Origin of the sequence: Corallococcus sp. AS-1-6 (assembly GCF_020037015.1) — a bacterium.
GTDB lineage: Bacteria > Myxococcota > Myxococcia > Myxococcales > Myxococcaceae > Corallococcus.
In genome coordinates this window covers 43,415-64,735 of sequence record NZ_JAIQDE010000012.1, presented here as the reverse complement: position 1 = coordinate 64,735, position 21,321 = coordinate 43,415, and the positions used below count along the sequence as shown (strand labels likewise).

15 protein-coding genes are annotated in these 21,321 nt (G+C 72.7%); 5 read left to right on the top strand and 10 right to left on the bottom strand.

The features are described 5' to 3' along the window. Window position 1: 1 nt before the first annotated feature. The gene (locus tag K8612_RS18295) at window positions 2-2,818 is read left to right on the top strand and encodes a serine/threonine-protein kinase (RefSeq protein WP_373692116.1); all 2,817 of its coding nucleotides are present in this window, start codon (window positions 2-4) and stop codon (window positions 2,816-2,818) included. A 21-nt stretch (window positions 2,819-2,839) separates the two neighbouring features. Here the strand turns inward: K8612_RS18295 and K8612_RS18290 are convergent, their stop codons facing one another. From K8612_RS18290 to K8612_RS18260, 6 genes are all read right to left on the bottom strand, one after another. Next, window positions 2,840-4,252, bottom strand: a complete 1,413-nt coding sequence (locus K8612_RS18290) for an L-serine ammonia-lyase (protein ID WP_223739069.1) — start codon at window positions 4,250-4,252, stop codon at window positions 2,840-2,842. A 168-nt stretch (window positions 4,253-4,420) separates the two neighbouring features. Further along, window positions 4,421-7,114, bottom strand: coding sequence for a heavy metal translocating P-type ATPase (locus K8612_RS18285; protein ID WP_306799670.1), 2,694 nt, complete (start codon window positions 7,112-7,114; stop codon window positions 4,421-4,423). Window positions 7,115-7,135: 21 nt separating this feature from the next. Continuing rightward, on the bottom strand, window positions 7,136-8,116 hold the full coding sequence (locus K8612_RS18275) for a VWA domain-containing protein (RefSeq protein WP_223763194.1): 981 nt from the start codon (window positions 8,114-8,116) through the stop codon (window positions 7,136-7,138). Continuing rightward, window positions 8,116-9,057 (bottom strand): vWA domain-containing protein, encoded by a 942-nt coding sequence (locus K8612_RS18270; protein ID WP_223763193.1) that lies wholly within the window; start codon window positions 9,055-9,057, stop codon window positions 8,116-8,118. Before K8612_RS18270 ends, K8612_RS18275 begins: the two co-directional genes overlap by 1 nt. A 67-nt stretch (window positions 9,058-9,124) precedes the next feature. Then, complete coding sequence (locus K8612_RS18265; protein WP_223763192.1) at window positions 9,125-10,429, bottom strand: hypothetical protein; 1,305 nt, start codon at window positions 10,427-10,429, stop codon at window positions 9,125-9,127. Between the two features lie 74 nt (window positions 10,430-10,503). Beyond that, a complete protein-coding gene (locus K8612_RS18260; protein WP_223739073.1) occupies window positions 10,504-10,857 on the bottom strand; it encodes a VOC family protein in 354 nt (117 codons plus the stop codon). 165 nt (window positions 10,858-11,022) lie between these two features. On the opposite strand from K8612_RS18260, the gene K8612_RS18255 reads away from it, so the two are divergent. Together K8612_RS18255 and rpiA are read left to right on the top strand one after the other, a co-directional pair. After that, the gene (locus K8612_RS18255; protein ID WP_223763191.1) at window positions 11,023-12,210 is read left to right on the top strand and encodes an AI-2E family transporter; all 1,188 of its coding nucleotides are present in this window, start codon (window positions 11,023-11,025) and stop codon (window positions 12,208-12,210) included. Window positions 12,211-12,234: 24 nt separating this feature from the next. Continuing rightward, complete coding sequence (gene rpiA / locus K8612_RS18250) at window positions 12,235-12,942, top strand: ribose-5-phosphate isomerase RpiA (RefSeq protein ID WP_223763190.1); 708 nt, start codon at window positions 12,235-12,237, stop codon at window positions 12,940-12,942. On the opposite strand, the gene K8612_RS18245 is transcribed toward rpiA, so the two are convergent. Next, window positions 12,917-13,504 (bottom strand): NTP transferase domain-containing protein, encoded by a 588-nt coding sequence (locus K8612_RS18245; protein ID WP_223763189.1) that lies wholly within the window; start codon window positions 13,502-13,504, stop codon window positions 12,917-12,919. The two genes, rpiA and K8612_RS18245, sit on opposite strands and share 26 nt — an antisense overlap. An 82-nt stretch (window positions 13,505-13,586) precedes the next feature. Further along, a complete protein-coding gene (locus K8612_RS18240; RefSeq protein ID WP_223763188.1) occupies window positions 13,587-14,699 on the bottom strand; it encodes an XdhC family protein in 1,113 nt (370 codons plus the stop codon). 278 nt (window positions 14,700-14,977) lie between these two features. Here K8612_RS18240 and K8612_RS18235 point away from each other — a divergent pair, with 278 nt between their 5' ends. Continuing rightward, complete coding sequence (locus tag K8612_RS18235; RefSeq protein ID WP_223739078.1) at window positions 14,978-16,249, top strand: endonuclease/exonuclease/phosphatase family protein; 1,272 nt, start codon at window positions 14,978-14,980, stop codon at window positions 16,247-16,249. 15 nt (window positions 16,250-16,264) lie between these two features. Here K8612_RS18235 and K8612_RS18230 read toward each other — a convergent pair whose 3' ends face one another. Next, the gene (locus K8612_RS18230) at window positions 16,265-19,270 is read right to left on the bottom strand and encodes an amino acid adenylation domain-containing protein (protein WP_223763187.1); all 3,006 of its coding nucleotides are present in this window, start codon (window positions 19,268-19,270) and stop codon (window positions 16,265-16,267) included. A 392-nt stretch (window positions 19,271-19,662) separates the two neighbouring features. On the opposite strand from K8612_RS18230, the gene K8612_RS18225 reads away from it, so the two are divergent. Continuing rightward, a complete protein-coding gene (locus K8612_RS18225) occupies window positions 19,663-20,079 on the top strand; it encodes a hypothetical protein (RefSeq protein ID WP_223739080.1) in 417 nt (138 codons plus the stop codon). A gap of 12 nt (window positions 20,080-20,091) precedes the next feature. Here K8612_RS18225 and K8612_RS18220 read toward each other — a convergent pair whose 3' ends face one another. Next, window positions 20,092-21,066, bottom strand: a complete 975-nt coding sequence (locus K8612_RS18220) for an NADPH:quinone oxidoreductase family protein (RefSeq protein ID WP_223739081.1) — start codon at window positions 21,064-21,066, stop codon at window positions 20,092-20,094. Window positions 21,067-21,321: the final 255 nt, after the last annotated feature.

The following is a 21,321-nucleotide window of genomic DNA, read 5'->3' as shown; positions in this document are numbered from 1 at the left end:
CATGGCGAACCGGCATGACAGGGACGACGGGGCTTCCGCGCCCGGCTCCGCGCCGCGCGTTTCGACGTCGCGAGAAACTTACGGTACGGGCCGAGGCAGCGCGCCAGCGACAGGGCGGGGCGGGGCGGAGGCCTCGGCGCCGTCGCGAGGGGCGGGGGGCGGCGAGTCGCAGCGGCTGTCGTCACGGCAGGTGGGCCGGTTCGTCCCGCTGAAGGTGCTGGGGCAGGGGGGCATGGGGGTGGTGTACGCCGCCTATGACCCGGACCTGGACCGCAAGGTGGCGCTGAAGCTCCTGCGGGTGAAGGGCAGCCACGAGGACCTGGAGCAGGGGCGGGCGCGGCTGTTGCGCGAGGCGCAGGCCATGGCGCGCATCTCCCATCCCAACGTCATCCCCGTCTTCGAGGTGGGGCAGTGGGAGCAGCAGGTCTACGTGGCGATGGCGCTGGTGGACGGCGGCACGCTGCGCGACTGGACGAAGGCGAAGCCGCGGACGTGGCAGGAGCTGCTGGACAAGTACTTGGCGGCGGGGCGGGGCCTGGAGGCGGCGCACGTGGCGGGGCTGGTGCACCGGGACTTCAAGCCGGCCAACGTGCTGGTGGGCAAGGACGGGCGCGTCTACGTCACGGACTTCGGGCTGGCGCGGCCCATGGGCGAGGTGGAGGACGACGAGGACGGCGAGCGCACGCGGCCGGTGGGGGACGACTCGCCGTTGAACTCGCAGCTCACGCAGGCGGGCCTGGTGATGGGCACGCCCGCGTACATGTCCCCGGAGCAGTTCCGGGGGGAGCTGCTGGACTCGCGGTCGGATCAGTTCAGCTTCTGCGCGGCGCTGTACCGCGCGCTGTACGGCATCCGCCCGTTCGACCCGGACGAGCTGTCGCGGGTGGCGTCCCAGCTCAGGCCCCAGGTGGGCGCGGAGGACGAGCCCGGCGTGACACGGGCCGCGGCGGTGCAGGTGCTGCCGCCGTCGCCCATCCTGGAGCCGCCGCGCGACTCGAAGGTGCCGGCGTGGGTGCGCCGCGCGCTGATGAAGGGGCTGTCGCTGGAGCCTCGCGACCGGTTCCGCTCCATGGCGGAGCTGTTGACGGTGCTGGGCCAGCGGGAGCGGCGGGCCCTGCTCCAGCGCCGCGCGGGAGCGGCGGTGGCGGCCACGGTGGTGCTGGGCGTGGCGGGCGGGGTGGCGTGGTCGCGCTCCCAGGTGTGCGAGGGCGCCGCGAACCTGGTGGCGGAGCGCTGGGGGCCGGACGCGCGAGAGAAGGTGAAGCAGTCGTTCCTGGCGACGAAGAGCCCGGTGGCGCAGGACATGGCGCGCCGGGTGGGCGAGGTGCTGGACGGCTACGGCGCGGAGTGGGCGAAGCAGCACACGGCGGCGTGCGAGGACACGCGCGTGCGCGAGGTGCAGACGGAGGAGCTGCTGTCCCAGCGCTTCGTGTGCCTGGAGCGGCGGCGCAAGGACCTGGGCGCGCTGGTGGCCACGCTCCAGACGGCGGACGTGGCGCTGGTGGACAAGTCGCTGGACGCGGCGTACGCGCTGCCTGCGCCGGGCGACTGCGCGGACGTGGAGTCACTGACGGAGCTTCAGCCCCGGCCCGCGGATCCCGCGAAGCGCGCGGAGCTGGAGGCGCTGGAGGGGACGCTGGCGGACGTGAAGGCCCGCGTGGACCTGAGCCGGATGCCCAAGGCGCTGGAGCTGGCGAAGGCCGCGGAGGCGCGCGTGATGGCCACGGGCTACCTGCCGCTGATGGCGGAACTGCGCTTCCACCTGGGTTGGGCGCAGGCGGTGCTGGGCGACAAGGCCGCGGGTGGCGCGGTGTTGGAGCAGGCCGTCTACGACGCGGAGGCTGGCCGCGCGGACCGGCTCGCGGTGGCGGTGATGAACAAGCTGCTCTACGTGGACGGCGAGCAGGAGCAGTTCGCGCTCGCGCAGCGCTGGGGCCGGCTGGGCGAGGCGACGCTCCAGCGCGTGGGCGGCGACGCGGTGCTGGAGAGCGACCTGAAGGTGAACGCGGCCAACCTCGCGTTGATGCAGGAGCGCCCGGACGACGCGCTGAAGCTGCTGGAGCAGGCGTCGGGGCTGCTGGCGAAGGCGCTCCCGGAAGGGCACCCGAAGCGGGCGCGGGTGGCGTTCACGCTGGGGCGCACGCTGCTGGAGACGGGCAAGAGCGCGCAGGCGGTGACGGTGCTGAAGGACGCGCTGGCGCAGACGGAGAAGGCGATGGGGCCCGTGCACCTGGACACGGCGCGCCGGCACCAGGCGCTGTCCATGGCGCTGCGTGAGCAGCGGGACTTCACCGGTGCGCTGGAGCACGCGCGGGTGTCGGTGTCGCTGCACCGCACGCTGCTGGGGAACGATAGCGTGAAGCTGGCGGAGGCGCTGGACGAGGAGGGCATGAGCCTGCTCGCGCTCCATCGCTACGAGGACGCGCTGCGGGACTACGAGGAAGCGCTGAAGGTGAAGGAGGCGAAGCTGGGGCCCGAGGACGAGCTGGTCTACTACTCGCTCGACGGCGTGGGGCAGGCGCAACTGGGGCTGGGCCGCACGCGTGAGGCGATTGCCTCGCTGAAGCGGGCGCTGTCCTTCAAGGACGTGCAGGAGGACTCGCTGGGTGAGTCCGGCTTCGCGCTGGCGCAGGCGCTGTGGAAGGGCGGCGAGGAGGCGGAGGCGCGCGACGCGGCGTCACAGGCGCTCGCGCGCTTCAGGTCCTCGGGGCGCACCGCGCAGTCGAAGGAGGTCGAGGCCTGGCTCTCCGCACGGCCCTCGCCGGTGGTGAAGGCAGTGCCCGTGTCCGCCGGGCGTGGTGGCAAGCGCAGGCGGTAGGGCTTCAGGCCTCCGGAGGCCTCAGCACTCCGGCAGGCCGACGCTGAGGTTCGCGACCTCCAGGACGTTGACCGCGAGGCCGCCGCGCGCGGTCTCCTTGTACTTGTCCTTCATGTCGCGGCCGGTGTCGCGCATCGTCTTGATGACCTTGTCCAGGCTGACGAAGTGCTTCCCGTCGCCGGACAGCGCCATGCGCACCGCGTTGATGGCCTTCACGGACGCCATCGCGTTGCGCTCGATGCAGGGCACCTGCACCAGCCCGCCAATCGGGTCGCAGGTGAGCCCCAGGTTGTGCTCCATGGCGATCTCCGCCGCGTTCTCCACCTGCAACGGCGTGCCGCCCAGCACCTCCGCGAGCCCTCCCGCCGCCATGGAGCACGCGCTGCCCACCTCACCCTGGCAGCCCACCTCCGCGCCGCTGATGGACGCGTTCTCCTTGTAGAGCGCGCCAATGGCCCCCGCCGTGAGGAGGAAGCGCACCACGCCGTCCGCGTTCGCCCCCGGCACGAAGCGCCAGTAGTAGTGCAGCACCGCCGGGATGATGCCCGCCGCGCCGTTCGTGGGCGCGGTGACGACGCGCCCGCCCGCCGCGTTCTCCTCGTTCACCGCGAGCGCGTACAGGTTCACCCAGTCCAGCACCGTCAACGGATTGGTGAGCCCCGCCTCCGGCCGGCTGATGAGCCGCTGGTACATCGCCGCCGCGCGCCGCTCCACCTTCAGCCCGCCGGGCAGGATGCCCCCCGTGGTGCACCCGCGCGTCACGCACGCCTGCATCACCGTCCAGATACGCAAGAGCCCCGCGCGGATGTCCTCCTCGCTCCGCGACGTCAGCTCGTTGCGCAGCATCACCGAGCTGATGGGCAGCCGCTCCCGCTCGCAGTGCTGGAGCAGCTCCTCCGCGGACTTGAAGGGCAGCGGCACCGACGCGCTCTCCGCGCGCAGCGGATCCGCGCCCGCCGCCGCGTGCTCGTCCACCACGAAGCCGCCGCCCACCGAGTAGTAGATGCGGCAGGCCAGCGTCTCGCCGCCCTCGCCGAACGCGGTGAAGCGCATGCCGTTGGGGTGGTAGGGCAGCACCTTGCGCTTGTGCATCACCAGGTGCTCGCCGTCGCGGAAGGGGAGCACCAGCCGCTGGAGCAGCGACACGCGCCCCTCCGCGCGCCAGTGCGCGACGATGGAGGGCACCAGCTCCACGTCCACGTCCTCGGGCGTGTCGCCGCGCAGGCCCAGCAGCACCGCCTTGTCGCTGCCGTGCCCCTTGCCCGTCGCGCCCAGCGAACCGAACAGCTCCACCTTGAGCCGCGTCACGCGCTCCAGGAGCCCCGCGTCCGACAGCCCCACCACGAACGTGCGGGCCGCGCGCATGGGCCCCACCGTGTGCGAGCTGGAGGGTCCAATTCCAATCTTGAAGAGGTCGAAGACGCTGACGGGCATGGGGGTCCCCACCATGCCACGTTCAACCCGCGCCGCCTGTGACACCCCGCTCACGACGCGCTGCGTGCATCCACTTCAAGTCATGCCGCCCGCAAGACAACACGTCCCGCGTGCGCCCGCTCCTCCGGGCGTGGGGGAAGTTGTCATGCCAATCATGACGCGGGCGGGCTAACCGGCGGCGGGCTGCGGGCCGGTGGCGGGCTGGGGCGGCGAGGCGGGCGCCTTCGGCCGGAAGGCGAGCAGGCGCAGGCCGTTGAAGACGACGAGCAGCGTGCTGCCCTCGTGGAGCACCACGGCCTGGCTGATGCGCGTGAGGCCCAGCACGGCGGCGACGACGAGGACGGCGCTCACGCCCAGCGCGATGACCAGGTTCTGCTTCATCACCGCCGTGGCGCGCCTGGACAGCTCCAGCGCGAAGGGCAGCTTCGCCAGGTCGTCGCTCATCAGCACCACGTCCGCCGTCTCCAGCGCCGCGTCACTGCCGGCGCCGCCCATGGCCACGCCCACCGCCGCGGCGGCGAGCGCGGGCGCGTCGTTGACGCCGTCGCCCACCATGGCCACCGCGTGCGTGCGGCCCAGCTCCTTCACCGCGGTCACCTTGTCCACGGGCATCAGCGGCGCCTTCGCCTCGTCCAGGCCCACCTGCTGCGCGATGGAGCGGGCCACGAGCGCGTTGTCTCCGGACAGCATCACCGTGCGCTCGATGCCGCCCGCCTTCAGCGCCTGCACCACCTGACGCGCGCCGCCGCGCAGCGTGTCCGCCACGCCCAGCACGCCCAGGTAGCGGCCCGCGCGGCGCACCACCATCGTCGTCTGGCCCGCCTCCTCCAGCCGCGTCACCTCCGCGGTGACCTCCGAGGGAATGGCCTCGCCCGCGAAGAGGGCCGTGCTGCCCACCTCCACGGCGTCGTCGCCCACCTTCGCGCGGATGCCCTGGCCGTGGATGGCCTCCAGGTCGCGGCCCGCGGGCACGGCGATGCGCGCCTCCGCGGCGCCGTCCACCACCGCCCTGGCCAGCGGGTGCGCGGACAGCGCCTCCACGCCCGCAGCGGTGCCCAAGAGCTCCTCGCGCGTCACGCCCGGCGCGGCCCACGTGGTCAGCAGCCGGGGGCGGCCCACGGTGAGCGTGCCCGTCTTGTCGAAGGCGATGGCGCGGATGCCGCTCAACAGCTCCAGGTAGATGCCGCCCTTGATCAGCACGCCGCCGCGCGCGGCCGACGCCACCGCGGAGAGCACGGCGGACGGCGTGGAGATGGCGAGCGCGCACGGCGACGCGGCCACCAGCAGCCCCACCGCGCGCAGCACCGCTTCCTTCATCGGCGTGCCCGTCAGCACCAGCACCACCGGGAACACCACCGCGGACGCCATCACGAGCGGCGCCACGGTGCGCTCCAGGCGCTGGGCGAAGCGCTGCCGCTTGCCCTTCTGCGCCTCCGCCTGCGCCACCATGTCCACCACGCGCGCCAGCACGGACTCCGACGACAGGCGCGTCACCTCCACCTCCAGCGCCGCCTCGCAGTTGATGGTGCCGGAGAACACCTCGTCGCCCGGCTTGCGCGCCACCGGCATGGACTCGCCGGTGATGGCCGCCTGGTCCAGGGAACTCTTTCCTTCCAGGATGACGCCGTCCAGCGGGACGCGGTCGCCCGGGCGCACGACGATGCGCTCACCGCGCTTCACGTCCGCCACCGGCACCTCCACCACCTCCGAGCCCCGGCGCACGCGCGCCACTTCGGGACGCAACTGGCCCAGCGCTTCAATGGAGCGGCGCGCCTTCTCCATGGCCCGGTGCTCCAGCGCGTGGCCCGCGCTGAAGAGGAAGAGCAGGAACGCGCCCTCGAACCACGCGCCGAGCACCGCCGCGCCCAGCGCCGCCACGACCATCATCGTCTCGATGTCGATGCGCAGTTGCGCGATGGACTGCACCGAGCCCCGGATGGCGAAGAAGCCGCCGCTCGCCATGGACAGCGCCCAGAGCACCGTGGCCACCAGCGGCGGCGCCAGCGCGAAGTGCTCCACCCCGAAGCCCGCCGCCAGCAGCACGCCGGACGCGACCACCAGCGGCAGCTCCAGCAGCGGTGCCAGGCCGCCACCGTGCGCGTGGTGCGAACAGGCGTGGCCCGCCATGGGCACTTCCAGCCCGTACCCGAGCGACTTCACCCGGGCCTCCACGTCCGGGAGCTTCAGCTCCTGCTTGTCGTACTCGATGACCAGGCGCTCGCTGGCGTACGCGACGCTGGCGGTGAGCACGCCCTTCATCCTGGAGACCGCGTGCTCGATGACCTGGGCCGCGTCCGCGGAGTCCATCCCGCGCACGAACCAGGTGTGATGCAGGTAGCGCGCGGCCACCTGCGCGCCCGTCTTCCGAGCGAGCGTCAGCAACTGAGACACGCTCACCAGCGACGGCTGGTAGTGGATGCACACCTCCGCGTGGCCCGCGTCGCGGCGCAGGTGCACGTCGGTGATGCCGTGCTGCGACTCCAGGGCCGCCTCCAGCCGCGCGAAGCGGCCCTGGTCGTCCGTCTCTCCCGGCAGCGTGCCCTCCAGGTCCAACTGGAGCGCCGCGCCGCCCCCCTCCGCCGGACGGTGGGCCGGCGGACGGATGACGCGCTGGGAGTGGGCATGGCCGTGGTGGTCATGCCCGTGGTCGTGGCCATGGGAGCAGGAGGGGCCGTGCGCGTGGGGCTCGCCGTGCGCATGCGCGTGCCCGTGATCATGGCCTTCATGGCCATGGTCGTGGTCGTGGTCGCACCCCGGGCCGTGGACGTGGCGCTGCACGGCGTTGCCGCCGGCTGGCGCCTCCTTGAGGCCCTTGATGTTCAGCGTGCCGAACCGCGAACCGCTCTTCTTCTGCTCCGACATGGCTTGGCTCTTCCTGTCGCCCTAGTGGCGGTGTCCGCGGCGTGAGTGCGAGGACGCGGCGGCCGGAGGCGGAGCTTCCGCCTTGGGGTCGTCGTCCTCATCCTCGTCGTGGTCCCCGTCCTCGTGCTCCTCGGGGACGGGCTGGTCGAAGCGCTGGCCGGCGACCTCCAGCGTGAAGCGCTTGCACGTCGGGGGAATCTCGAACTCCAGCACCGCGGGCAGGCGGCCCTCGTACGTCTTCAGGACGTTGCCCTGCTCGTCGTAGACGGTGCCGCCCGCGGCGACGGTCATGGTCTCGTCCACCAGCACGGCCACGAGCTCCGCCATCTCCTCCATGCGGTCCGCGTGGCGGTGGCACCAGAGGTGTCCCACGCCCGGATAGGTCGTATGGGAGATCTCCTCCATCTGCTCCTCGTCCACGTGCTCGCCCACGCCCATGAAGACGAAGTTGATGCGCGGCAGGCGGCCGGAGGCGATCTCCTTGGCCACCTGCGTGGCGTAGGCCGTCACGTCATGGGCGTCGTTGATCTGCGAGTCCGTGATGATGACCGCCAGGCCCCGCCTGGCGCCTTCGCCCACCTGCTGCTTGATGTGCGCCACGAAGTCGCGCAGCACCGGCAGCATCACCGTGGCCTTGCCGTAGGACTTGGGCCCGGGAAAGCGGTAGCCCTTGGCCTGCGGGCCCGTGAGGTCGCCCACCACCTCCAACTGGGTGCCGTCGCCGCAGGCCCAGTAGGTGACGCGCACCTTGCCGTCCCGGTCCTTGTTGGCCAGGTACTCCAGCATCCACTGCATCTGCGGCTCGACCTGGTTCTTCACCGGGGCGAGCTTCGCCAGGATGCCGCGCGGCCCGTACGCGTTCTCCATGCTCGCGGAGCCGTCCATGTAGAGGGCCACGTCCAGGCCCTCCACGGTGGGGTCGTGCAACAGCGTCGCGACGACCTTGTTGCCCATCCGGTGGACGTCGGAGAAGGGGCGGTTGATGACTTCGTGGCCGGCCATCAGTGGTGGTCCTCGTCTTCGTCCTCGTCGTGGTGCTCTTCGTCGGGGAGCGGCTGGGTGTAGCGCTGGCCGTTCACCTCCAGCGTGAAGCTCTTCGCCTCTTCCGGCACCTCGAACTCCAGCACCGCGGGCAGGCGGCCCTCGTACGTCTTCAGCACCTGGCCCTTGTCGTCGTAGATGGTGCCGCCGGCGGCGACCGTCATGGTCTCGTCCACCAGCACCGCGACCAGCTCCGCCACCTGGGTGATCTCCTTCGCGATGCGGTGGCACCAGAGGTGGCCCACGCCCGGGTACTCCGCGTGGGCGATGTGCTCCAACTGCTCCTCGTCGATGTCGTCGCCCACGCCCACCAGCACGAAGTTGATGCGCGGCAGGCGGCCGGAGGCGATCTTCTTCGCGACCTCCTCGGAGAACTTCTCCACCGCTTCGGCGTCATGGAGGCGGCCGTCGGTGACGATGATGGCGCAGCCGCGCTTCGCGCCCACCTTCACCTGCTCCTCCAGGTACTTCACGTAGTCGCGCAGCGCGGGCTCCAGGTACGTGTAGCCGCCCAACTGCTTCGCGCCGGGGAACTTGTACTGCTTCACGTCGGTGCCCTTGAGCTCACCCACGGGCTCCACCTGGCGGCCGTTGGTGCCACAGGCCCAGTAGGCCACGCGCAGGAGGCCGTTGCGGTCCTTGGTGGCCAGGTACTCCAGCATCCACCGGACCTGCGGCTCCACGTCGTTGGAGGGCTCCTTCAGCGGCGCGCCGCGCAGCCACTCCAGGAAGGTGCGCTGCTGCGCCTTGTAGGCGTACTCCTCGCGCATGCTGCCCGACGCGTCCATGTAGATGGCCATGTCCAGGCCTTCCACCGTGGGGTCGTGCAGCAGCACCGCGCGCACGTGGTCCCCTTCGCGGTGCAGGTCCGAAAACGGCTCGATCGGCTTCTCGTGTCCCATGGTCTGCCTTTCTGGAGGGTGAAAACGCTATCGCCCGGTGTGCGAGCCGCGCAAACGCGCGAGGGGGTCAGTCGTCGAAGTCGCTCATCCAGTCCGGCTTCTTGGCGGGCGGGGCGGGCGACTTCTCCTGCCGCCGGGTGTCCGGGCGGGCGGGCGCGGCCGGAGCCGGCGCGAAGTCCGCCTGCCATGAGGCCGGGGATGCGGGCTTCGCGGGCGGCGGGCGGGGCGCGGGCTTCGGCTGCATGCGCGTGAGGCGCGGCTTCTCGCCGCCGGGCTTGCCATGCGCGTCGATGAAGTCCCGCATCCAGTCGCTGGAGCGCACGGGCGGCGTGGGCAGGCGCGGCGGGATGGACGCGGGCGGGGTGGGCGCGCGAGGCACCGTGGGGCGCGTCACCGGCGTGCCCGCGAGCACGTGGGCGCGCAGCGCGCGCTCCGTCTCCGTGGGCCAGCCCGGCAGGAGCGGCAGCACCCGGCGCGCGAGCTCCAGGAACTCCGGCGGCGGCGCTTCCCGGGGCACGCGCACGGCTTCGTCCTGGAGCCACCCGGCGAGCTTCCCCACCAGCCCACCCTTCGTGGGGCGCGGCGTGGCGAGGTCGCCCTTCACCTCGTAGCCGCGCAGCTCCAGGTCCGCGATGGCCATCGCGCGGCTCGGCACGGGCAGCTCCAGCGAAGCGATGGCCTGGGGGCCCTGGTTCGCGCGCGCGTCCTCCTGGAGCTGGCTGAGCACCGCGTGCAGCACGCTCGCGACCTGCGCGCCGTTGGCGGCGTGGTGGGCCTGCAGCTCCGCGGGCACCGCGGGGTAGGTGAGGACGAGCCCGCGTCCCTGCGCCAGTTGATCCGCGCGGTCGCCCGGCAACAGCGCGTGGTAGGCGCGAGGCGCGTCGCGGCTCTCCGCGTCCTGCACGTAGTGGAAGGCCTCCTGCGCGCCGTGCGCGAAGCCCGCGAGCACGTCGCCCCGGGTGACGGTGAGCTGCCCGTTCACGCGCGTGACGGCGTTGCCCGGCCACGGGCCCGTGAGCGTCCCGTAGAGGTAGACGGGGTCGTTGAAGCCCTCCGTGTTGGAGGGGTGCTCCACCACCTCCGTGGAGAAGAAGAACAGCTCCGTCGCGGCCAGGCGGCGCGGGGGCTTGCCGGAGGCGACTTCATGGTGCGCGAGCTGCGCCTGCACGGACGCGGGCAGCCGCGCGCGTTCGCTGCCGGGGATGAGCTGGAGCTGGCCCACGACGTCGGTGCAGACGAACCACTCGGCTTCGCCCAGGGAGGCGGGCTCCAGCCGGAAGGCGTCCAGGACGTGGACGACCTCCGAGGCATCGCACGGCACGGGTTCGACCGGGCTGGCGGCGTGGGGAACGAAGTAGCGGGGTGTGCTCACGGAGGCCGCGACAGGCTGGCGCAAGCCGCTGGGGCAATCAAGTGTCGGGGCGGCGGCGTCCCCGGGGCCGCGCGTCAGGCGGGTTCGATGAAGTTGAGCCGGTAGCCGTCCGGGTCCGTGACGACGACTTCGCGGGTGTACCAGGGCTGCACCGTCGGGCCCTCCACGTGCGCGCCCAGCGCCGCCGCCTTCGCGGCCACCGCGTCCACGCCGTCCGAGCCCGCGCGGAAGCCCACGAGCACGCCCATGCCCCTTCGCCCCTCCAGCTTCAGGTTCGAAGGAGGGCTCACGAGGTACACGTCCGATTCGCCGCCCCACTGGAGGCGGAGGATGGGAGGGTCCGACGCGATGCGTTCGAAGCCGAGGCCTTCATAGAAGCGGACGGAGGCCTGCGCATCCGTCACCAGCAGCTTCACGAAGGACCGCATTGTCTGGGGCTTGTCCATGGGCGCGGCAGTCTGCCCGGAGCGATGGACGGGCGCCACAGGCTGCCCGCCTGCCCACCGGTCGGGCACCAGCTTCACGTGGCGTCCACTTGGGACGGTCCGTGGAAGCCTGTCGCCTGCCTGGAGGGCACTCCCTACCTTGAGTGCATGAGGCCTTCGCGCAAGGGGCTGCCGGTCTACGTGCCGCCCCGGACGGTGTGGTCGGTCGGTGCCCAGGTGGTGCTGCTCGTGTTGCTGGGCACGGCGATGCGGAGCCTGGGACCCGTGCTGACGCTGCTGGCGGCGGCGCTGCTCCTGGGGCTGGCGGCGGAGCCCGTCGTGCGCCGGTTTCAGTCGTGGGGCCTGCGCCGGGGCCTGGGCGTGGCGCTCATCGCGTTGACGCTGTTGGGAATCATCGGCCTGCTCATCCTCACGCTGGTGCCGCTGCTCGTGGAGCAGCTCCAGCACCTGGTGGAGGCGGCGCCGGTCTTCTTCACCGAGCTGACCCAGGCCCCGTGGGTGCGCAAGCTGGACGAGCACTTCGGCGTGTTGTCGCATCCGCAGGACGCGTTCAACGTGGAGCCCGGCATCCTGGCCCGGCCGCTCATCACGGTGCTGTCGTCCACGGTGGAGTTGCTGGGCGCGGGCATCACGGTGCTGGCGCTGGCCGTGTTCGGTCTGCTCTTCGGGCACGACCTCTACGCGAGCATCCTGGGCTGGGTGCGTCCGCGCAACCGTGCCCGCGTGCGCCGCGTGGTGGGCCGGATGCGCGAGGCGGTGGGCAACTACCTCTTCGGCACGCTGCTCATCGTCTCGGTGGGCGGCGCCTTCACGGCGGGCATGTCGCTGGCGCTGGGGGTGCCGTACTTCCTGCCGCTCGGCCTGGTGGCGATGGTGCTGGGGCTCATCCCGTTCATCGGCAGCATCATCACCGCGCTGCTGGTGGCCGTCACCACGTTGGCGTCGGTGGGCTCGAAGCGGGCGCTCCTCGCGCTGGCGCTGTTCATGGTCTACCAGCAGTTCGAGGCCCACCTGCTCAGCCCCCTGGTGCAGCGGCGCGCCATCAAGATGAACCCGCTGCTCATCTCCCTGGTGGCGCTGGTGGGAGGCACGGTCGCGGGGCTGCTGGGCGTCATCCTCGCGGTGCCGGCGGCGGCGGCGGGGCAGGTGCTGCTCACGGAGGTGCAGCGCGAGCGCCGCAAGACGTGGAGGCGGGAGCGCCGTCAGACGGTGGCCGCGCCCTCCGGGTTGGGGAACGCGGACGAGGCACTGTTGGCGGGTCCACTCGCGCCGCCGCGAAGTGAAGCGCGGCGTGCACCTCCGGCCGACTCCGGGCATCCTGGGTCGCCGCACTGAGCCGCTTCCTTCCCTGAGCCCGCGATGACTTCCGACGAGAGTGCTTCGGCTTCCTACAGGCGCGCGGCGGCGGAGCGCGCGGTGGACTTCATCCAGCCGGGCATGGTGGTGGGGTTGGGCACGGGCAGCACGGCCGCGCACGCGGTGCGGCGGCTGGGCGCGCTGCTCTCCGCCGGGGCGTTGAAGGACGTGGTGGGCATCCCCACGTCTCATGCGACGGAGGCACTGGCCGCGTCGCTGGGCGTGCCGCTCACCACGCTGGACGTGCACCCGGTGGTGGACCTCACCATCGACGGCGCGGACGAGGTGGCGCCGGACCTGTCGCTCATCAAGGGCGGCGGTGGGGCGCTGCTGCGCGAGAAGGTGGTGGCGCAGGCCAGCCGCCGCGAGGTCATCGTGGTGGACGCGGCCAAGCTGTCGCCCCGGCTGGGCACGAAGTGGCCGGTGCCGGTGGAGGTGCTGCCCTTCGGCTGGCGCTCGCAGGCGCTGTTCCTGGAGTCGCTGGGCGCGCGCGTGGTGGTGCGGCTCGCGCTGGACGGGGCGCCGTACCACACGGATCAGGGCAACGTGGTGTTGGACTGTGACTTCGGTCCCATCAGCGACCCGGCGGCGCTGGCCGCGAAGGTGGAGTCCCGCGCCGGGGTGATGGCGCACGGCCTGTTCCTGAACCTGACCACCGACCTGGTGGTGGCCGGGCCGGAGGGCATCACCCACCGCGTCCGGGGCGCGTGAGGCGCAGGGCGTCCTCGGCGGTGTCCACGTCCTCCTCGCCGCCGGGCAGCGGGACCTCCACGACGCGAGAAGGGTCCCGGGCGATGAGTCCGCGTGCGCCGCCCGTGGCGGGAAGGGCGTCCAGTTCGGGGAAGAGGGCGCGGGAGAAGAGGGCGGGGACGCCCCGGGTGCCCGCGTAGGAGGACGCGACGATGGGCGCGCGCGTGCGCTCGAAGGTCGAGATGAGCGAGCGCAGGTGGGCCGCGTCCACGCGGAGCTGATCGCAGAGCATCAAGAGGGCGCCGTCCACGTCCGGGGGGAGCGCCCGCAGGCCCGCGTGAAGCGAGGAGCCCTGACCCAGCGCCCAGTCCGGGTTGTCCACGCACCGCACGGCGAGCCCGTCCAGCTCCGAGGCGACGTCCTCACGCCGCGCGCCGAGCACCACTGCGACCAGGGGACTCGCGGCCAGCGCCCGCTCCGCCGCGCGCCGAACCAGTGACATGCCTTCATGGCGCAGGAGCTGCTTGGGCTGTCCCAGCCGCGAAGAACTCCCCGCGGCGAGCAGCACGATGGCGACGCTCATGCGCGCCTCCGCGCGAAGATGGGCGCATGCGCCGTGCGTGTCGCGAGCCCGTTGGTCACGTGCGTCTCGCGGAGGCGGTCCCTCACGCCGACCTGCGCTCCGGCGGGGTGGCCTCCGCGTGGATGGGCGCCTGCCGCTCGCGCAGCCGTCCTCCGTCGCGTCCGGCCAGCACCGCCTGCACCTCCGCGATGATGGACAGCGCAATCTCGTCCGCGCCCTCCGCGCCCAGGTCCAGCCCCATGGGCGCGTGCAGCTTCTCCAACTGCGCGGCGGTGGGCGTACGCGCCAGCTCCCGCAAGATGCGCTCCGTCCTCGCGCGTGGCCCGAGCACTCCCAGGTAGCGCACCGGCAGCGGCACCAGCCGCTCCAGCAGCTCCCGGTCCTGCGGCAGGCTGTGCGTCATCACCAGCACCACGCTGCGCGCGGACAGCGGCACCTTCTCCAACACCTCGCTGGCCCGTGACGCGACGTGCGCCTGGGCCCCCGGGAACCTGCGGCGCAGCAGCTCCACGGGCCGGTCCGCCACCACCGTGAGGTGCCACCCCAGCCCCTGCGCGCGCGACACCACGGGCGCGACGTCGAAGCCGCTGCCGAACACCACCACCGGCGGCGCCGGCTCCACCACCTCCACCAGCACCTCCGCCCCCCCGCACGCGCCGCTCCAGGGCTCGCCGCGCACCAGCGCCTCCGTCGCCGCCGCGCGCACCGGCTCGAGCAGCGCGCCCTGGAGGTTGCCCGCCGACACGCCGTCCTCGCGCAGCATCAGCCGCGAACCCACCGCGTCCTCGGGGCCCCGGTACACGGTGGCCACCACCGCGCGCAGCGACTGCTTGCGCGCCTCCGCCGCGAAGCCGAGCGCGTCACCCGGGCCTTGCTCCCAGCGCTCCAGCAGGATGTCCACCACGCCGTTGCACCCGAGCGCGAACGACAGGCCGCCCTCGTCCTCCGCGGCGTCGCCGGTGGTGTCGTAGCGCAGCACGCGCGGCCCATCCGACGTCCAGAAGAAGGCCTTGCGCACCAGGTCTCCCTCCAGACACCCGCCGCTCACCCCGCCCGCGAGCCACCCGTCCGCGCCCATCAGCATGCGGGCACCCGGGCGCCGGTACGACGAACCGGACACCGCCACCACCGTCGCCAGCACCACCGGGCCGGAGGCACGCCCGCATGCCCGCAGCAGCTCATCGAGTTCCTTCATCGCCCGTCCATCTAACCACCCGCGCCCCAGCCCCGGGCCGATTCCGCCACCGGCGGATGTGCACCGTCCGACGCCCGGCGCACGCAGGGCAACCCTCCGGCCGAGCGCCCGCCCCCTGCATGACGCTGGCGGACGAGGCCTCCCGCCACGAACTTGAGCGGAGGACTTCTGGATGGAGGCTCGGTGGAATTCACAGCGCGACGGCATGACGCCCGACATCGCTTCCCCTCTGCTCGTGGCACCCCGCGGGCCTGGCGCCCCAGCAAGGGGAGGGCGGCATGAAGATGCCCGAAGTGCTGGAGCACCTGCCCGCCGTGGGACACCTGCTCGGACGCAAGCCGAGCGGGCCGGAGGATGTCTTGCCGAGGCGTGACCCCACCCTGACCCTGCCGGACTTCCAGGCCGTGCCGCTGCCCTCCAGCGAGCGCCGGCTGGGAGACGGCCGCACCTTCATCGTGCACCACCCCGCGCCGCGCGCGCCCCGGGGACCGGGCCTCACGGTGATGAGCTACAACATCCTCCTGGGCGGCGAGCGCCAGGAGGCGCTGCTGGAGTACTTCACCCAACTGGAGGCCCAGGACCGCATGCCGGACGTCATCGGCCTGCAGGAGGCGGGCGTGCCCATGTCGGTGCTGCTCGCGTCCCGCTTCGGCTTCCACCTGGCGTACCAGGGCAGCGACGGCGACAACGGCACCCGGCTGGTGAACGGCAAGGCCTGGCTGAGCCGCCACCCCATCGTGGACGCCGCGCACTTCACCTACGTCCTCACGGACGCCGAGCGCGATGAGGCCATCACGCGCCAGGGCTACGCGGGGGAGCTGGTGGAGGACCGGGGCGTGCTGTGGCTGAAGGTCCAGGTGGAGGGCCGCCCGCTCTACCTCTACAACCTGCACCACGCGCTGGGGGACTCGGGCATCAACGCCCTCAACCTGCGCCAGCTCAACGCGCTCCTGCGCCGCCGCGAGGGCGTCCCCGCCGTCGTGCTGGGCGACTTCAACGCCAACACCGCCATCAAGCGGGGCGGCTCCTGGCTGGTGGCGCACCTGCTGCACCCGAAGCAGGACAACGACACGGACACCATCGAGGAGTTCCGCCAGCGCTACGGCGACGACATGCACAACGTCACGGTGGGCGACCGCGGCGTGGGCAACATCGCGGACCCGCGCCTGCGCCATGAGCTGCACACGCTGGAGCAGGACCTGCCGGAGACGGTGTGCCACGCGACGACGGTGCGCGTGCGGCTGGCGGACCACTCGCTGACGACGCCCCAGCACGCCCGCCAGGAGCTGAGCTCCGGCCAGATTCCCAAGCACAGCCCCGCGTGGTGGCGGCTGCAGGACATCGCGGACTGCGCCACGCTCACCTCGCACCCGGACAGCCACGGCGTGGTGCACGCCACCGGCAAGCGCTTCGACAACTTCTACGCGACGCGCTCCCTGATTCCGGTCCTCTTCGAGGTGGACCGCTCCACGGAGTCCTCGGACCACCAGCCGGTGGTGGCCCACTACCGCTTCGGCGACGGACATGTGAAGTCCCCGCCGCACCACTGACGCCCCCGCCCTCGCCTACGCGGCGAGGGCCGCGGCGCGGTGGCGCGCGAAGAGGTCCTTCACGTAGCGGCGCAGCAGGGCCGAGTCGATGTCCGGGCACTGGATGTCCGTGCCCGCCAGCGCGGCGCGGGTGTGGTCCGTGCGCACGCGCGGCGTGCGGTGGTGCAGCTCCAGCACCGTGCGGGTGCCGTGGTAGACCTTCTCCCGCAGGAACGCGACCAGCGGGAAGAGGGCGTTGTCCGGCCCCACCCGCCCCAGCTCGCGCAGCCACACCGCGGGCGCCACGCGGCGCACCGGGTGCCCGTGCTCGCCCAGCATGTCGAAGAGGGCGTTGTGGGAGGGCTCCTGCTCGCGCTCCGGCGCCAGGTTGTACGTGTCGCCCGGCGCCTGGGTGAGCACCAGGTGCGCGGTGGCGCTGGCCACGTAGTCCACCGGCACCGGCAGCCAGTACTTGTCCGGCAGGTCCGGCGACATGCCCAGTTGCGCGTTGCCCACCAGCAGCCGGCACAGCATGTCGTCCGCGTTGCCGATGCCCGTGCGGCTGTGGCCCTGGATGAAGCCCGGCCGGTAGATGCTGACGGGCAGGCCGCTGTCGCGCGCGTCCACGGCGAGCCGCTCCGCGACCCACTTGGCCCGCGTGTAGCCGTTCTCGTAGGCCATCAGGTCCAGCGAGCGCTCCAGCGCGAAGTCCTCGTCCACCTCCTCCAGGCCCAGCAGCGTGCCCACCGCGCCGTGGACGCTGAGCGAGGACACGTGGTGCAGCGGCTTCGCGCGGCCGTGCGCGCAGAAGGACAGCACCTGCTGCGTGCCGGCGACGTTGGGCCGCCCCGCATCCGCGTACGGCAGGATGTAGCTGATGCTCGCGGCCGAGTGCACCACCGCGTCGCACTGGAGCGCCAGGGCGTCATGCACGGACGCCTCCAGCCCCAGCCGCGTCCGGGTGATGTCGCCCGCCACCGCCTGGATGCGCCCGTCGCGCCAGGGCAGGTGCACGCCGTACTTGCGCGCCGTGGCGCGAAGCCGCGCGCCGGCCTCCGCGTCGTCGCGCGCCCGCACCAGGCAGTGGATGCGCTCCACGCGGGGCGCCAGCGCGGCCAGCAGGTGGATGCCCAGGAACCCCGTCGCCCCCGTGAGCAGGAGCGTGCGCGGCGGCTGCGTGACGGGCACGGGGGCCGTCAGCCGGGGCAGGGCCGCGGACCGCGCGTCCGTCAGCAGCGTGGCGCGCACGCCCTGGGGGCCCGCTTCGGCCGGAGCCGCGCCGGCCTCGCAGAAGGGCAGCAGCAGCGTGGGCGTGGGGTGCGAGTACACGCGGCGCGACGGCAGCGACACGCCGAAGTCCTCCTCCACCTGGGCCAGCACGTGCGCCACGCCCAGCGAGTCACCGCCCGCCTGGAAGAAGTGCGTGTTCGCCGTGACGGTGCCCGGGGCCGCGCGCAGTCCTCGCTCGAAGGCGCGGCACAGCCGTTCGATGGGGGTGGCGGGCGTCGCGGGCGCGGCGTGGGGCTCTGCCGTGGTGGCGCCCACCCAGTCCGCCGGCGGCGGCAGCGCCGCCCGGTCCACCTTGCCCAGGTGGGGCATGAGCGGCAGGCGCGGCAGCGCCACGAAGCGGTGCGGCACCATGTAGTCCGGCAGCGCGGCGCCCAGGTGCGCGCGCAGCGCGTCCAGCGACACCGTGTGGCCCTCCTGCACGCTGTGGTACGCCACCAGCAGGCCCGTCGTCTGGCCCTGCGCGTCCGTGTGCTCGAAGACCGTCACCGCCGCCTGCGCGACGCCCGGATACGCGTACAGCGCCTGCTCGATGGCCTCCAGCTCGATGCGGAAGCCGCGCAGCTTCACCTGCTGGTCCATCCGGCCCAGGAACATCAGCGCCCCGTCCTCGCGGCGCACGGCCTCGTCCCCGGTGCGGTACCACCGGGCGCCCTGCGCATCCGTGGGGAAGCGCTCCCGCGTGCGCTCGGGCTGGTGGCGGTAGCCCTCCGCCACGCCCTCGCCGCCAATCCACACCTCACCCGTGGCGCCCACCGCGACGTCCTGGCCGTCCGGCCCCACCACGCGCACGCGCACGCCCGGCAGCGCCTGCCCGATGGGCACGGGCGACTCGCCGCCCTTCACCCGGTACGCGGTCGCGCAGACCGTCCCCTCCGTGGGGCCGTAGGCGTTGAAGACGCGGCGGCCGGACGCGTGCCACCGCTCCGCGAGCGGCGCCGGGCAGCGCTCGCCCGCCATCACCACGCACGCCACGTCCGGCAGCGTGTCCACGTGCGGCCCCAACTGCCCCAGCACGGACGGCGGCAGGCACAGGTGCGTCACGCGCTGCCGGCGCAGGTAGTCCGCCATGCGCCGGCCGGGCAGCAGGTCCTCGCGCGTGCCCTGCACCACGGTGCCGCCCGCGAACAGCGTGGGGAACACCTCCCACACGGACGCGTCGAAGTTGATGCTGGCGAACTGGAGGTGCCGCGTGTCCGGCCCCAGGCCCAGGAGCGGCGCCACGCCCTGCACCAGGTTCACGAGCCCCCGGAACGTGCACACCACGCCCTTGGGCTCACCCGTGCTGCCGGAGGTGTAGATGAGGTAGGCGGGCCGCTCCAACGGCGCGTCGATGACGTCCGGGACCTCGCCGTCCTCCGCCGCGTCCACCGCCGCCGCGTCCGCCTCCAGGAAGGGCAGGGGCGTCCCCAGCCACGTCTCCAGGAGCCCCACGGAGACGCGGTGCATGCGCTGCGTGACGACGCCGCGCAGGCCCGCGTCGCGCAGGATGCGCAGCAGCCGCTCGTCGGGGAGGAACGGGTCCAACGGCACGTAGGCCGCGCCCGCCATCCAGATGCCCAGGATGGCCGGGATGACCTCCGGCCCGGGCACCACCATCAACCCCACGCGGTCTCCCGGCTGGACGTTCCACTCGGCCCGCAGCCGCCGCGCCACCCGGGCCGCCCTTCGCAACAGCTCCGGCTGCTTCAGCACCGTGGCGCCGAAGGCGACCTCCGCGGTCGGGGGAAGACGCAGCGTGGACGGAAGGGCCATGGTGCATTCCTTGGGATGTGGTGACTTACGCGCGGGGGGCTTCGCGTCGGAAAAGTCTAAAGACTGGCAGCGCTCGCGCAATACGTAGGAACCGCGCGGTGATACACGCGGAGTCTTGATTGCGACACACACGCTCGGGTCATCCACGCCCCCGTCTCCGTCAGGGGACGCCCGCACGCGGTGTGTGTCATTCCTGTCTGGATATATCTTTAAAACATCGCGGGCGCGTATCGCCACGGCAGGTGGACGATGTCTGTCTTTTTCCCGTAGGGGTGTGCCGCCGCCGCGCGCGGGCCCCCGGGCGGGTGGGTGCGGCCTGATTCGTCGGGGTGGGGCCGCACCCCCTGACGCGCTGGATGATTCAGGGGGCCTGGGCTGTAGTGGAGGACCGGATGCCTTCGCTACGACACGCCTTCCTGCTCAACGCCGTCCGCGAGCTTGGCCGCTCGGTGCCGGACATCGCCCGCTCGCGCGCCTCCTGGGACGCGTGCCTGGAGCGGATCCGCGAGGCGTGTGTCACGACGCTGGGCATGGAGTACGACACGCTCTCCCGCTTCGACGCGCGCTCCGTCGTCGGGCTCTTCGCCCACCCGGAGCAGGCGCGCATCCTCGCCCGGCTGGTGGATGAGCGGGCGCGCCTGTGCGAGGCCCATGGCCGGTACGCGGACGCGCTGGCGGACAGCGTCTACGCGGGGCAGCTCCTCATGTGCTCGCGCGCGCGCTTCGGCCTGCCCCGGGACGCCCGCGCCGCGGACGTCCTGGAGCGCGAGGCGGGGACCCCCACGCCCCTGCCTCGCCCCGAGGAGTGACGCCGGGGGGCGTCAGCCGGCCTTCACCTTCAGGACGACCTTGCCCACGGCCTGACGCGACTCCAGCTCGCGCAGCGCCCGGGCGCCCTCCTCGAAGGGGAAGACGCGGCCCACCACCGGGTTGACGAAGCCCTTCGCCGCGAGCGCCTCCAGCTCCCGGGCGATGGTGCCCGCCAGCTCCGGCGCCTGCATCAGGGAGGCGCCCCACGCCACGCCCACCACGGAGACGTTGCGCAGGAGCAGCCGGTTCACCGTGACGGAGGGAATCTGGCCGCTGGCGAAGCCCACCACCAGCAGCCGCCCCTCCGGCGCCAGCACCTTGAGGCTCTTCTCGAAGACGTCGCCGCCCACGGGGTCCAGCACCACGTCCGCGCCCCGGTCGTCCGTGGCCTCGCGCACGCCGGCCTGGAAGTCCTTCGAGAGGAGGACGACGTCCGCGCCCGCGCGCTTCGCCACCTCCCGCTTGCGCTCGTCGCTCACCACCGCCAGCACGCGCGCCCCGGCGCCCTTCGCCACCTGCACGGCCGCGGTGCCCACGCCGCCCGCCGCGCCGTGCACCACCACCGTCTCACCCGGGTGCAGCTTCCCGCGCCGGTGCAGCGCGAAGTGCGCCGTGTGGTAGTTCATCACCACGCCCGCCGCCTGCTCGAAGCTCCACGCCTCCGGAATGGGGAAGGCCAGCTCCGGCGCCACCACGCAGGCCTCCGCGAAGCCGCCCAGGGTGAAGGAGAAGCCCATCACCCGGTCGCCCGGCTTCACCCGCGCCCCCGCCGGCGCGGCGCGCACCACGCCCGCCACCTCCACCCCCGGCACGAAGGGCACCTCCGGCTTCATCTGGTACTGGCCCCGGGTGAGCAGCAGATCCGGGAAGCTCACCCCGGCCGCCACCACGTCGATGAGCACCCCGTCCCCGGCCTCCGGCTCCGGGACCTCCACCATCGCCAGGCCGTCCGGCCCCGCCAGCCGCTGAAGCTGCAACGCGCGCATGTGTGTCGCCTCCTGGACCCGGGACGCTAGCCCGTCCGCCCCGCCCCGGAGGCCCTCGGGATGTCAGCGGTGACACAGGACCCACCCGGGTCGGGAATAAATGAGACGGCAATTTCTCCCCGGCGTTCACTCATTGCACGCATCCGCCGATAGGTGCTTCAGCCATGAAGTAACCGCCTTTCCGGATTGAAGCACCTACCCCGTTCCCGCCGGGCTGCGTGAGTCCCTCCGTCATTTCAAGCAGTTGCGAGATAT

Bases quoted from the DNA above. Each gene is read 5' to 3' on its own strand.
- K8612_RS18295 (WP_373692116.1), top strand. From the start codon at position 2: ATGGCGAACCGGCATGACAGGGACGACGGGGCTTCCGCGCCCGGCTCC.
- K8612_RS18290 (WP_223739069.1), bottom strand. From the start codon at position 4,252: ATGCCCGTCAGCGTCTTCGACCTCTTCAAGATTGGAATTGGACCCTCC.
- K8612_RS18285 (WP_306799670.1), bottom strand. From the start codon at position 7,114: ATGTCGGAGCAGAAGAAGAGCGGTTCGCGGTTCGGCACGCTGAACATC.
- K8612_RS18275 (WP_223763194.1), bottom strand. From the start codon at position 8,116: ATGGCCGGCCACGAAGTCATCAACCGCCCCTTCTCCGACGTCCACCGG.
- K8612_RS18270 (WP_223763193.1), bottom strand. From the start codon at position 9,057: ATGGGACACGAGAAGCCGATCGAGCCGTTTTCGGACCTGCACCGCGAA.
- K8612_RS18260 (WP_223739073.1), bottom strand. From the start codon at position 10,857: ATGCGGTCCTTCGTGAAGCTGCTGGTGACGGATGCGCAGGCCTCCGTC.
- K8612_RS18255 (WP_223763191.1), top strand. From the start codon at position 11,023: ATGAGGCCTTCGCGCAAGGGGCTGCCGGTCTACGTGCCGCCCCGGACG.
- rpiA (WP_223763190.1), top strand. From the start codon at position 12,235: ATGACTTCCGACGAGAGTGCTTCGGCTTCCTACAGGCGCGCGGCGGCG.
- K8612_RS18245 (WP_223763189.1), bottom strand. From the start codon at position 13,504: ATGAGCGTCGCCATCGTGCTGCTCGCCGCGGGGAGTTCTTCGCGGCTG.
- K8612_RS18240 (WP_223763188.1), bottom strand. From the start codon at position 14,699: ATGAAGGAACTCGATGAGCTGCTGCGGGCATGCGGGCGTGCCTCCGGC.
- K8612_RS18235 (WP_223739078.1), top strand. From the start codon at position 14,978: ATGAAGATGCCCGAAGTGCTGGAGCACCTGCCCGCCGTGGGACACCTG.
- K8612_RS18230 (WP_223763187.1), bottom strand. From the start codon at position 19,270: ATGGCCCTTCCGTCCACGCTGCGTCTTCCCCCGACCGCGGAGGTCGCC.
- K8612_RS18225 (WP_223739080.1), top strand. From the start codon at position 19,663: ATGCCTTCGCTACGACACGCCTTCCTGCTCAACGCCGTCCGCGAGCTT.
- K8612_RS18220 (WP_223739081.1), bottom strand. From the start codon at position 21,066: ATGCGCGCGTTGCAGCTTCAGCGGCTGGCGGGGCCGGACGGCCTGGCG.